Consider the following 12,917-nt stretch of genomic DNA (forward strand, 5'->3'; position numbering starts at 1 on the left):
ATCTGACCTGGAGTCCCGCCATTGGGACCGGGTAGCTACCTCCGCATGGGGGAGACGCCGTTCGAGCCCTTTTTCCACGGTCCGCCGGAACGCCGCCGCGGGCGCCGGGGATCGCGCCGGATGCCGCTGGAACGGACGTTCCGCTGCCGGTCTTCGGTGCGCGGCCCCGCCGTGGCGTCGATGTCGAGATACCAGGAGTTCGTGCGCCTGCACGAGGCCATGTCGGAGCGGCCTCAGGTGCGGGTGACGCGCCTCTGGGCTTGCGGGTTCGGCGCCGCCCTGACGGTCGCCGCGCTCATGCTGGGTGGCGTGGGCCTGCTGAGGGGGCTGTTCGGCATCGAGGCCCCGGCCTTCATTCCGGACGATATCCCGACCATGACGGCGGCGTTCACCACCGCCCTGTGCGGGGCGGCCGCCGTCTTGCAGGCCACGGCCCTGCTGCACGTCCTTCTGGTCGTCGCCGAGACCCCGGTGAAGACCTTCGCGTGGGTCGGAGCCGCGGCCGTGTCGCTGGCGACGCTGTTGCCGCTGAGCCTGCGGATCCCACCGGACGTCGCGCTGGCGACGGCCGGGCTCGACCTCGCGGGGGGCGCGGCCGCCATCGTGCTGCTGGGCGCGGTCGCCAACGCCTGCCTCCAATGGCCGGAGCCTCCACCGCAGCGCCGCCGCCGACACCGCAACCGCTGACGCGCCCGCCCTAGCTGCTCACGCCTTCAGGGGACGACGGTGACCGGCCAGCGCCCGGCGCGGACCAGCCGTATCGCGACCGAGCCGACGAACCGGTGCCCCGCCTTGGCGGACGCGCCGACGACCACGGCGTCGGCCTTGACCTCGTCGGCGATCCGTGCCAGCACGGTGACCGCGTCCCCGTGCTCAAGGACCACCTCGTACCGTACGCCGGGCATCTGCTCGGCGACCCGGCGCAGCTCGGCCCGCAGCTCTTCGGCGAGCTCCTCGGCGGTCTCGCGCATGATCGCCGCGCCTCCGGCGGTGAGCGTGGAGATCGTGGTCATCGGCGTGACCTGCACCAGGATCAGCCGCGCGCCGCTCCGCCTGGCCAGCCCCCAGGCGTAGGCGCCGGCGCGCAGCGAGGTCTCCGAGCCGTCGACGCCGACCACGATCACCCGCGGACCATCGCTGACCGGCTCGAACGGCCGCTCCTCACTCATCGCGCCTCCGACGCCGCGCCGAGCCTTCTTGTCCCCGCCCCTTGCCCGCCAGCTTAACGAGGCGGTACGTCGTCACTCGTTCGCCACTCGTTCTCCTGGTTTGCCGTGCGCCTGGTGGAAAGGAGATCGTCGGTCACCCTTGGCCCGCCTTGGTAAAGGGAGTCCCCAGAGAACCTTTGCGGTGTCCTTGGACAACCATGCCCTGGGTGTGTCGCCGGAGTGCCCGGCATATCACCGACCGTAGTGTGCTCGCCGATGAGGCACCAGCGTCCAGGGGGCAGTGAATGACGGCTGAGGTTGGCACGGACGGCACCGAGGTCGGTACGGGGAACGCTGGGGGTGGTACGGACGCCGCACGCGATCTTCCACCCGCCGACATCATCGGGATCGGCCCGTTCGGGCGGCCCGCGCCCCGGCTGGTCACGGCGGTGTGCCGGGCCGGTGGCCTCGGCGTCCTGGACCTCGGGACGGACCGGGCCGCCGCGCTGGCGGCCCTCGCCGACGTCATGCGCTGGTGGCGGGGTGCGTTCGGCGTCCGCGTCCCCGCGGGCTGCGAGGTCCGCCCCGAGGACCTTCCGGACGCGGTCCGCACGGTCCTGATCGACGCCGCCGCGCTCCGTCCCGAACCGCCGCGTCTGGAGCGCCCGGAGCGCCCGGAGCCCGTGCAGGAGGCGCGTCCCGTCGACGAGGCGGGTGCCTGGTCGGCGCCGGGCGGCGACCCGTACGACGATGACTGGACGGTGCGCATCGCTCCCCCCGGCGCCGTCCCCGGTGTGCAGAGGATCGAGGGCGTCCCGGGCACCGCGAGCGCGCCCCAGGGGTACGAGGCCGACGACGGCCTGATCGACGCGTTCGCGTTCGCGGTGGGAGGCCGCCGCGTCCTGATCGAGGTGGTGGACCCCGAAGAGGCGATCGCGGCGCTCGCCAGGTTCGGCGGAAGCGGCGTTCTGGGCGGCCTGGTCGCGCGGGGCTTCGAGGGCGGCGGCCGGGTCGGGCACCTGACCACGTTCGTGCTGCTCCAGCGGCTGCTCGGGGACGCCCAGGTGAACGTCCCCGTGTGGGCGTGCGGCGGGATCGGCCCGCACACGGCCGCCGCCGCGGTCGCGGGCGGCGCCGCGGGCGTCGTTCTGGACTCCCAGCTCGCGCTGGTCCGCGAGGTGGAGGCGCCCGCCGACATCGCCGCCGCCGTGGCCTCCATGGACGGCGCCGAGACCCGGATCGTCCAGGGCCGGCGCGTCTACGCGGGCTCGGGCGGCAGGCCGCTGCCGGTCGGGCAGGACGGAGCGCTGGCCCGCCCGCTGGCCGCCCGGTACAAGACGGCCGGTGGCGTGGTGCAGGCCATCCGGGCGGAGATCGCCGCCCATATCCGGGCCGCCGTCCGCGCGGAACCGCTCGCCCCGAAGGACGTCCGGGACGCGCCGGAGGCGGGCCGCCGCTACCCGATCGCCCAGGGCCCGATGACCCGCGTCAGCGACCGGCCGGTGTTCGCCGCCGCGGTCGCGCAGGACGGCGGGCTCCCGTTCCTGGCGCTCGCGCTCATGGACGGCGAGGAGGCACGGTCCCTCCTGCGCGACACCGCCGAACGGCTCGGCGACCTGCCGTGGGGCGTGGGGATCCTCGGCTTCGTCCCGCCCGAGGTGCGCGAGGCGCAACTGGAGGCGATCCGCGCGGTCCGGCCCCCGTACGCGCTGATCGCGGGGGGACGTCCCGCGCACGCGGCGTCCCTCGAGGCGGCCGGGATCAGCACCTACCTGCACGTGTCCTCGCCCGCGAGGCTGGAGCGACTCCTGGCCGAGGGCGCCCGCAAGTTCGTCTTCGAGGGCGCCGAGTGCGGCGGGCACATCGGTCCGCGCGGCTCCTTCGCCCTCTGGGAGGCGCAGGTCGAACGGCTTCTGGCCTTCTGCGACGCGAACCGGGACGCCGACGGCGGCCGGGGTGTCGCCGCCGAGCTGTCGGTGATGTTCGCGGGCGGCATCCATGACGAGCGCTCGGCGGCGATGGTGGCGGCGCTGGCCGGCCCGCTGGCCGAGCGGGGCGCCGACATCCGCGTCCTGATGGGGACCGCGTACCTGTTCACCTACGAGGCGGTCGCGTCCGGGGCGATCACGCCGGGGTACCAGCAGGCCGCCGTCGAATGCGATGGGACCGCCCTCCTGGAGACCTCGCCCGGCCAGGTGACCCGGTGCGCGTGGTCCCCGTACGTGGAGACGTTCACCGACGAGCGCCGCCGCCTGGAGGAGCTGGGGACACCGCCCAGCGAGATGGGGCGGCGGCTGGAGGACCTGAACCTGGGCCGGTTGCGCATCGCCAGCAAGGGGCTGCGCCGCGTCCCCGGCGGCGAGCCCCCGCCCGCCGGCACCGCGGGGGAGGAGACGCACGGGCTGATCTCGGTGGACTCGGCGGAGCAGCGCCGCGAAGGGATGTTCATGCTGGGCCAGGTGGCGGCGCTGCGCTGGGCCACCACCAGCATCACGGGGCTGCACGAGCAGGTCAGCACGGGCGCGACGTTCTTCCTCGCCACCCGTGCCGCCACCCTGGGCCTGGCCGGTCCCGAGCCCCGCCGCGAGCCCGCCGCGCCATGCCCGATGGACATCGCGATCGTCGGCGTCGCCTGCGTGTTCCCCGGCGCCCCCGACACCGCGTCGTACTGGGCGAACATCGTGCGCGGCGTGGACGCGGTCACCGAGGTCCCCGCCGAGCGCTGGGACCCGGAGCTCTACTACGACCCGGACGCCGGGCGTGAGGGCACGACACCGTGCAAATGGGGTGGTTTCATCCCCGGCATCCCGTTCGACGCGCTGGCGCACGGCGTGCCGCCGAAGTCGCTGGGCAGCATCGACCCGGCGCACCTGCTCGGCCTGGAGGTCGCCGCGCGGGCCTTGCGGGACGCGGGATACGGCGACCGCCCGTTCGACCGTTCACGCGCCTCGGTGTTCTTCGGCGCCGCGACGGGCACCGGGCTCGGCGCCGCGTACGCGATGCGGGCGCTGCTCCCGATGTACTACGGCGACGTCCCGCCCGGCCTGGACGCCCAGCTCCCGCGCCCGACCGAGGACTCCCTGCCCGGCGCGCTCCCCGGCATGATCGCCGGGCGGATCGCGGAACGGCTCGGCCTCGGCGGCACGGCCTGCGCGATCGCCGGTGACAGCGGCATGGCCACGCTGGACGCCGCGTGCAAGGAACTGCTGTCGGGCGGCAGCGACCTGGTGCTGTGCGGAGCCTCCGACCTGCGCAACGGCATCCACGACTACCTGCTCGCCGCCGCGGCCGGTGAGCTGTCCCCGAGCGGGCGGTGCGCGCCGTTCGACGCCTCGTCCGACGGCTTCGTGCCCGGTGAGGGCGTGGCCTGCGTGGCGCTCAAGCGGCTGGCCGACGCCGAACGCGACGGCGACCGGATCTACGCGGTGATCAAGTCCGTGGTCGGGGGCGCCGCGGCGGACGGCGAGAGCCCGTACCTGCGGGCCGGTGTCTCCCCGGCCAGGGTGGGCTTGGTCGAGGCGGAGGGCACCGGAACGCCGGACGGGGACCGGGCCGAGCTGGCCGCGCTCACCCGGACGTTCACCGCCGCGGGCGCGCGGCCGGGCGGCACGACGCTGGGCTCGGTGCGGTCGCAGATCGGCCACACCCGGGGCGCCGCCGGGCTGGCCGGGCTGATCAAGACGGCCTTCGCCCTGCACACCGGCACCCTCCCCGGAACCCTCCACCTGACGGCTCCCACACCGGACTGGGACGCGGCGACCAGCCCCTTCGCCTTCGGGCGCACGACGCGTCCCTGGGCGGCGCCGCCGGCCGGCCGCTACGCGGGGCTGCGCGGCCCCGGTTCCGGCGGCGCCGCCTTCCACGCGGTCCTGGCCGGGTACGACGGCGCTCCCGAGCCGGTGTCGGGGATCAGCGCGTGGCCCGCCGAGCTGTTCCTGATCCGGGGCGCCGGGCGCGCCGCGGCCCGCGCGGAGCTGGACCGGCTCGGCGTGCTGCTGGCCCCCGGATCGCCCGCCTCCCGGCCGCGGCTGCGCGACCTGGCCAGGACGTTCGCGGAGGGCGAGGGGCCGGTCCAGGTCGCGCTGGTGGCGACCGGCCTGGACGACCTGGAACGCAAGCTCGCCGCCGCCCGCGAGTTCCGCGCCATCCCGGGCGTGTACGTCGCGGACGAGGACAGGCCCGAGAACCCTGGGCAGGTCGCGTTCCTCTACCCCGGGCAGGGCAGCCAGCGGCCCGGCATGCTCGCCGACCTGTTCGTGGCGTTCCCCCGGCTCCAGCGGCTGCTGCGGCTGGACGGCGGCCGGTACGCGGACGCGATGTTCCCGCCCGCCGCGTTCACCCCCGAGGACGCGGAACGGCAGCGGATCGCGTTCACCGACACCCGGGTGGCGCAGCCCGCGCTGGGCATCGCCGGGCTCGCCGTGCACCGGCTGCTCACCGCGCTCGGCGTCCGCCCGGACCTGGCCGCCGGGCACAGCCATGGCGAGCTCGTCGCGCTGTGCGCCGCCGGCGTCTTCGGCGAGGAGGATCTGGTCGCCCTCAGCGCCGTCCGCGCCGAGGCCGTGCTCGCGGCGGCCGGCACGGCGGACGGCACGGCGGCCGGGGACGCGGGCGCGATGGCCGTCGTCGCGGCGCGGCTGGAGGAGGTCCGCACCGTCCTCGCCGGTGTCGGCGAGGTCGTGGTCGCCAACCACAACGCGCCCCGCCAGGTGGTGATCTCCGGTTCGTCGGCGGGCGTCGACACGGCCCTGGGCGTCCTGCACGAGCACGGCATCCGCGCCAAGCGGCTGCCCGTCGCGTGCGCATTCCACAGCCCGCTGGTCGCGCGGGCGTCGGCGGTGCTGCGGGCCGAGCTGGAACGCCGTGACCTCCGCTCGCCCGCCTACCCGGTGTGGTCGAACTCGGGCGCCGTCCCGTACGACACCGACCCGGCCGAGCTGCGCGGCACGCTGGCGGGCCAGGTCGCCGTGCCGGTCCGGTTCGTGGAGCAGATCGAGGCGATGTACGAGTCGGGCGCCCGCGTCTTCGTCGAGGCCGGTCCCGGGCGGGCGCTCACGCAGCTCGTCAGGATGATCCTGGCCGACCGCCCGCACACCGCCGTCGCCGTCGACGCGCCTCCCGAAGAGGGGGAGGCGGGCGGCCTGGAACGGCTGCTTCCCGCCTTGGCCCGGCTCGCCGTGGCGGGCGTCCCGGTGGATCCGCTCCCGCTGTTCTCGGGACGGGACGCGCGCCCCATCGCGGCGGGCGACGAGCAACCGGTGCCCGGCTGGATCGTCGACGGCCATCTGGTCCGCACGGCCGACGGCGCCCCGCTCAGGAACGGCCTGCGGCCCGCCGAGCGGATCTCGCCGTTCCCCGAGCACGTGCCCGAGCACGGGGACGGTCAGGCGGTCCACCTGCCCGCGGGGATGACGGCGCACCAGACCTTGCAGGACAGCGCCGCGGAGGAGGCGGTTCTGGAGTACCTGCGCGCCGGGCGCGAGCTGGTCGCGGCGCAACGTGAAGTGCTCCTCAACTACCTGTCCGGATCCGTTCCGGACGACGGGCGGCACGCCGACGAGGACACCGGACCGGCGGACGAGCCCCCGCCCGCCGAGAGCGTCCCTCCCCTCCCGGTTCCGGGGCCGCGGCGCGCCCTGCCCGGCGAGGTCGTCCACGCCGCGATCGAACCGCCCCGCGCGCCGGAGGCCGACGGCGACCCCGTGCCGTCGTCCACCGAGCCGCCGAAGGTCCCGGACGTGACCGAGGCGCAAGCCACCAGGCCGCTGCGCCAGGTCGTGCGCATGACCCGGCTCCCGGACGCGCCCGCCGGCCTGGAGCTCGAGGCCGAGTCCCGGCGCTACGCGGGCCTCCGGTTCGTGATCGTGGACGACGGCTGCGGCGTCGCCCTCGAACTCGGGGCCCTGCTGGAGCGCATGGGCGCGCAGGTGCGGACCCCGATGGAGCCCGAGGGGCCCTGCGACGGCCTGGTGCACCTGGCGGCGCTCCGGCAGGGCTGCGGGCCGGTGCTGCCCGGCGCCTACGGCGGCATCCGGGACGCGCTGAACGGGGGCGCGCGCTGGGTGGTGTTGGCGACCGGTTCGGGCGGGACGTTCGGACGCCGCTACGATGGCAGCGGCATCGGCGACCCGACCCCCGGAGCGGGGCTGCGTGGGCTGGCCCGCACGCTGGCACGGGAGTATCCGGAGGCGCTGGTGCGGGCGCTGGACGTCGACACCAAGGACAGCCCGCGCGCCATCGCGCTGCGGATCCTGGCGGAGATGGCCGACCCGGACGCGCCGGTCGAGGTGGGGCACGACGGCGGCACCCGGTGCGCGCTCACCGTCGTCCCCGCCCAGACGATCAGCCCCGCCGGGACGTTCGCCCTGGACGCGAACGGCGTCGTCCTGCTCACCGGGGGAGCGGGCGGCGTCACGGGCCGGGTCGCGCTCGAACTGGCCCGCAGGACCGGCTGCCACCTCGAACTGGTGGGCGCGACACCGGACTCTCTGCCGAACTCCCTGCCGGACTACATGAACGAGCTGAGCCGCCACGCCGCCTCCGTCCGCCGCCACTCCCTGGACGTGCGGGACTTGCAGGCGGTCAGCGCCCTGGTGGAGGACGTCTATGAGCGCCACGGCCGCCTGGACGGCGTCGTCCACGGAGCGGGGAACCCCGACGATCTACCCGTCGACGGCGACGATCCCGGCTCCTTTGCCCGGATCTACCGGACGAAGGTCGACGGCGCCCGCGCGCTGGCCGCCTCGGTACGGCCCGATCTGGGCTTCTTCGTGGTGCTGGGAAGCGCCACGGGTTCGTACGGCGGCCCGTACCGGATCGGCCACGCCGCCGCCGGAGACGCCTGCGCCACGCTCGCGCACGTCTGGCGCACGACGCTACGCGGCCGCATCCTGGTGGCGGGCTGGGGCCCGTGGGCGGGCGAACCGCAGGCCGTGCCGGGGGACGTCCCGCCGCTGGACCCGGACGCGGCGGTGGCGGCCCTGCTCGACGAGATCGCGCAAGGGGACGAGCCGCAGGTCGTGTTCACGGCGGTTCCCACATGAGGGCGGCCCCGGCCGGCGCCGGTGAGCCGATCGCGATCGTCGGGATGGGCGCGGTCTTCCCCGGGGCCGGCTCGGCGGGCGCGTTCTGGCACAACATCCGCGGCGGAGTGGACGCGATCGGCGAGGTCCCGCCCGGCCGCTGGGATCCGGAGGTCTACTTCGATCCCGGGTGCTACGAGCGGGCGCCCGACAGCGACCGGTTCTACTGCCGCCGTGGCGGGTTCGTCGACGAGCTGGCGACGTTCGACCCGGCCAGGTTCGGGCTCGCGCCGTCCGCGGTCGCGGGCATGGAGCCCGACCAGCTCCTCGCGCTGCGGGTCGCCGCCGAGGCGATCGAGGACGCGGGCGGCATGGACCGGCTGCCCGCCGCGGACCGGGTCGGCGTGGTCCTCGGCCGCGCCGGCTACCTCTCCCCGGGCATGGCCAGGTTCGACCAGCGGGTGAGTGCGGCCCATCAGCTCACCGGCGTCCTCGCCGAACTGCTGCCCGAACTGGGCGAGGACCGGCTGGCCGAGATCGGCGCGGCGTTCCGCGCGCGGCTCGGGCGGTGCGAGGACTCCGGCGGCCTGGTGCCGAGCTTCGCCGCGTCCCGCATCGCCGACCGGCTGGATTTGCGCGGCCCCGCGTACACGCTGGACGCGGCGTGCGCGTCCGCGCTGCTGGCGGTGGAGCACGCGGTCCGGACCCTGCGCGGCGGCCAGTGCGACGCCATGCTGGCCGGGGCGGTGCACCACGCACACCACGCCACCGTGTGGAGCATGTTCAGCAGGTTGCGGGCGCTGAGCCGCAGCGGGCGCATCCGCCCGTTCGACCGCGCCGCCGACGGCACCCTGCTCGCCGAGGGCACGGGCATCGTCCTGCTCAAACGGCTGGCGGACGCCGAGCGCGACGGCGACCGGGTGCACGCGGTGATCCGCGGCGTCGGGTCGTCCAGCGACGGCCGTGCCGGCGGCCTGCTGAGCCCGGCCGTGGACGGCCAGGTGCTCGCCCTTGAACGGGCCTGGCGGGACGCCGGGCTCGACCCGTCCGCGCCGGGCGCGGCCGGGCTGGTCGAGGCGCACGGGAGCGCGACGCCCGCGGGGGACGAGGCCGAGCTCGCCACGCTCCGCCGCGTCTTCGCCGATGCCGCGGCGCCCGGCGGCCCGCCGCTGTGGCTGGGCACGGTCAAGTCGATGATCGGGCACGCGATGCCCGCCGCCGGGATCGCCGGGCTGATCAAGGCGGCCTGCGCGCTGCGCGACGGCGTCCTGCCGCCGACCCTGCACATCGAGGATCCGCATCCCGCGCTGTCGGGGACGGGGTTGCGCCTCGTGCGCAAGGCCGCGGAGTGGGAGGCGCCGCCGGGTGGCATGCCGCGCCGCGCGGTCGTGAACGCCTTCGGCTTCGGAGGGACGAACGCGCACGTCGTCCTGGAAGAGCACCGGACGTCGTCGCGGGTCCGGGCTCGCACCGTCGTCCAGCCCGCGTTCGACACCGAGGCCGTGCTGCGGTTGTCCGCCGACTCGCCGGACGCGCTCGGCGAGCTGCTCGCCGAGGTCGCCGAGCGCGGCGCGCCGCCGTCCACGGCCGTGTCGGAGGGGCCGTGCCGGGTGGCGATCGTCGAGCCCACGGCCCGCAAGGTGGACCTGGCACGCGCCGTCGTGGCGCGCGGCACCCCGTGGCGGGGCCGCAGCGACATCTGGTTCACTCCGCGTCCCCTGCTCGGCGGCGGGCGCGGCGCGCGCACCGCCTTCCTGTTCCCCGGGTTCGAGCCGGCCTTCGAGCCGAAGATCGACGACATCGCGCGGCGGTTCGGGCTGGACCCGCCCCGCCTCACCGGGCGCCTCGACCCGTACGGCCACGCCACCGACGTGATCGCGACCGGCCGGCTGCTGGCCGAGGCGCTGACCAGGCTCGGCATCGAGCCCGACGTGACCGCCGGGCACGGCGTCGGCGAGTGGACCGCGATGATCGTGGCGGGCCTGTGCTCGCCCGAGGGCATGGCCGCGGTGGCCGCCGCCGCGCTCGACCACGGCCCGGACGGTGGTCCCGACGCGGTGTACGCGGCGCTCGGCTGCGGCGCCGACCGCGCACAGGAGATCATCGGGGACGGCTCGGGCGTCGCGGTGAGCCACGACAACTGCCCGCACCAGTCGGTGATCTGCGGGCCGCCGGGCGCGGTGCGCGAGGTGCTGGGGCGGCTCGCGGCCGAGGGCGTGATCGGCCAGGAACTGCCCTTCCGCTCCGGTTTCCACACGGCGCTGGCCGTCCCGTACCTGGGGGCCGCGCGGCGCTCGCTCGGCGCGCTGGCCGTCCGCGAACCGCGCGTGCCCGTGTGGTCGGCGACCACGGCGGCCCCGTTCCCCTCCGACCCGGACGCGGTGCGCGACCTGATCGTCCGGCATCTGGTGGAGCCGGTGCGGTTCAGCGAGCTGGTGGAGGAGCTGTACGGGACGGGTGTCCGCGCGTTCGTGCAGGTCGGACCCGGCAGCCTGCCCGGGTTCACCGGCGACAGGCTGGGCGACCGCGACCATCTGGCGCTCGCCGTGAACGTCCCCAAACGCGACGGGATGGGGCAGCTCCGCCGGGTGGTGGCGGCGCTGTGGGCGGAGGGGTACGGCGCCCCGCCGTCCGCCACGGTCGGCCGTGGCGACGGCCACCGGGGGCCGACCGGGGTCCGGCTCGACCTGGGCACGCCGCTGGTCCGCCTGGACGGCGCCGTGCCGCCGCTGAACCTGGAGGGCGCGTCCGGCGGTGAGGAACGCCGGCCCGGACTTCCCTCCCACGATCCCGTCATGGCCGAGCTGGACGCGCTGCTCCGCGAGGCCACGGCCGGGGCGCAGAGCGTGGTGGACGCCTACGGCTCGGGCCGTGGCACGGGCACCGACCCGCGGATCGCGGACCCCGCGCCGGTGGCCGAAGAGGAGCTGACGACGACCCGCACGTTCTCCCTGGACGCGATGCCCTACCTCGCCGACCACTGCGTCATCGAGCAGCCCGCCGGATGGCCCGAAATGTCGGACCGCTTCCCGGTGGTGCCGCTGGCCACGCTTCTGGAGGTGATGGCGGAGACGGCGCGGGAACTGCTGCCCGAACTGGTGGTCGTGGGGTACGAGGACGTGCGGGCGCCGAAGTGGGTGGTGGCCTGCCCTCCCTCGACGGCCTCCATCCACGCTCACCTCGTCCGGGACGAGAACGGAAGCGGCCCGGACGGCGGGCCGAGGCGGGTGCGGGTGTCGATCCGCGGGCACGCCGACGGGACCGTCCTGCTCGCCGAGCGCTACCCCGCCGTCCCGCTCCGCCGCCTGGACGACCGCCCGCCGCTGGACGGGGAGGGGCCGCCACCGGTCACCGCCCGGCAGCTCTACGGGGAGCGCTGGATGTTCCAGGGGCCGCGCTTCCAGAGCGTCTCGGAGATCACCGCGATGGCCTGCGACGGGCTGCGCGGCGTGGTGACCTCGTCCGGCGCGCCCGGGGCCGTGCTGGACGGCGCCGGGCAACTGTGCGGGCACTGGATCCAGGTCTACGGCGAGAAGGACCAGACGGTGTTCCCCACGGGCATCGGGCGCGTCACCCTCTACGGGCCGCCCCCTCCGGAGGGCGACCGCCTGGAGGCCACCGTCTGGAACCGGACCATGTCCGAGACGGGCGTCACCTACGACATCGAGCTGGTCCGGGTGCCCGGCGGCGCCCTGTGGGGACGCGTCGAAGGCTGGACCGCGCGCCGCTTCACCACCGACGAGGCGACCTGGCGCATGCAACTGACCCCCGAGCTGTCCGGCGTCGGCGAGCCGCAGCCGGGCGGCTGGTGCCTGGCGCGCCGGCACTGGGACGGATCGTCCTCCCGCGACCTGCTGATGCGCCGCTACCTCGGCGCCGCCGAGCGCGCCGCGTACCAGCGGCTGCGACCGCGCGAGCGGGGACCGTGGCTGCTGGGCCGGATCGCCCTGAAGGACGCCGTGCGCCACTGGCTCTGGGAACGGGGCCACGGCCCGCTGTTCCCTGCGGAGCTGACCGTCCACGACGACGGGATCGGCGGGCACCCGGTGGTCACCGGCCCCTTCGAGACGGAGATCTCCGTCGCGATGGCCTGCACGGACCGGCTCGGCGTCGCGCTCGCCCGTCCCGCGCCCGTGCCCGCCGGGATCGCGATCGAGCCGCTGCCCGTGGACGAGGCGGCGCAGGAGGACGGGCGGGAGGACGGGCGGGAGGACGCGGCGGTGCGGCGAGCCGTGCTGGCGGCCTCCGCGGGAGCGTCCGTCCCCGTGAAGACGCGGAGGCTGGAAGGGCACGTCGTGGCGTGGACGGCGGCCGACCCCCGTGCCGAACCCCGATGACGGCAGGCGAGCAGAGCAGACGAGCAGAGAGAACAGGAACCTTGGGAGCACGAAGCGAAGTGGCACGAGCGGACGGAGTCCTGTCCGAGGTCGTCCGGGCGCTGGTCGACGTGGTCGGCGACGACTTCCTGATGGAGGTCGAGGTGGGCCCCGAGACCGCGCTCAACGGCGCCCTGGCGCTGGAGAGCATCGAGTTCGTCGCGCTGGCCGAACGGCTGCGGCACCGTTACGGGGCCGCGGTGGACCCGGTCGCGCTGGTCGCCGGGATGGACCTGGACCAGATCGCCGGCATGACGGTCGGCGACCTGGTGGAGCACATCGAGTCCCGGCTCGGATCCCTCTCGGGCGCGGGGTCCTCGTCCGAGGGATCGGCGCTCGCAGGGTCCCGCAAGAGCCCCGCCGAAGTCTGA

5 protein-coding genes are annotated in these 12,917 nt (G+C 75.7%); 4 read left to right on the top strand and 1 reads right to left on the bottom strand.

The genetic code is table 11. From position 1 onward, the window contains the following. Window positions 1–120 precede the first annotated feature (120 nt). Window positions 121–687 (top strand): hypothetical protein, encoded by a 567-nt coding sequence (locus QSK21_RS16620; RefSeq protein WP_285696770.1) that lies wholly within the window; start codon window positions 121–123, stop codon window positions 685–687. Between the two features lie 26 nt (window positions 688–713). Here the strand turns inward: QSK21_RS16620 and QSK21_RS16625 are convergent, their stop codons facing one another. After that, window positions 714–1,169, bottom strand: coding sequence for a universal stress protein (locus QSK21_RS16625; RefSeq protein WP_285696772.1), 456 nt, complete (start codon window positions 1,167–1,169; stop codon window positions 714–716). Between the two features lie 284 nt (window positions 1,170–1,453). Here QSK21_RS16625 and QSK21_RS16630 point away from each other — a divergent pair, with 284 nt between their 5' ends. The 3 genes from QSK21_RS16630 to QSK21_RS16640 are packed head-to-tail and all read left to right on the top strand — an operon-like array spanning window position 1,454 to window position 12,917. Beyond that, window positions 1,454–8,191, top strand: coding sequence for a type I polyketide synthase (locus QSK21_RS16630; protein WP_285696774.1), 6,738 nt, complete (start codon window positions 1,454–1,456; stop codon window positions 8,189–8,191). Beyond that, window positions 8,188–12,507: a beta-ketoacyl synthase N-terminal-like domain-containing protein gene (locus QSK21_RS16635; RefSeq protein WP_285696775.1), complete on the top strand. Its 4,320-nt coding sequence runs from the start codon at window positions 8,188–8,190 to the stop codon at window positions 12,505–12,507. Before QSK21_RS16630 ends, QSK21_RS16635 begins: the two co-directional genes overlap by 4 nt. 59 nt (window positions 12,508–12,566) lie before the next feature. Continuing rightward, window positions 12,567–12,917: a phosphopantetheine-binding protein gene (locus QSK21_RS16640; protein WP_285696777.1), complete on the top strand. Its 351-nt coding sequence runs from the start codon at window positions 12,567–12,569 to the stop codon at window positions 12,915–12,917.

It is taken from the genome of Actinomadura sp. NBRC 104412, assembly GCF_030269515.1.
In the GTDB taxonomy this organism is placed as follows: Bacteria; Actinomycetota; Actinomycetes; order Streptosporangiales; family Streptosporangiaceae; genus Spirillospora.

What these genes read in the sequence shown, in the direction of transcription:
- QSK21_RS16620 (WP_285696770.1), top strand. Translation starts at nt 121, where the DNA reads ATGCCGCTGGAACGGACGTTCCGCTGCCGGTCTTCGGTGCGCGGCCCC.
- QSK21_RS16625 (WP_285696772.1), bottom strand. Translation starts at nt 1,169, where the DNA reads ATGAGTGAGGAGCGGCCGTTCGAGCCGGTCAGCGATGGTCCGCGGGTG.
- QSK21_RS16630 (WP_285696774.1), top strand. Translation starts at nt 1,454, where the DNA reads ATGACGGCTGAGGTTGGCACGGACGGCACCGAGGTCGGTACGGGGAAC.
- QSK21_RS16635 (WP_285696775.1), top strand. Translation starts at nt 8,188, where the DNA reads ATGAGGGCGGCCCCGGCCGGCGCCGGTGAGCCGATCGCGATCGTCGGG.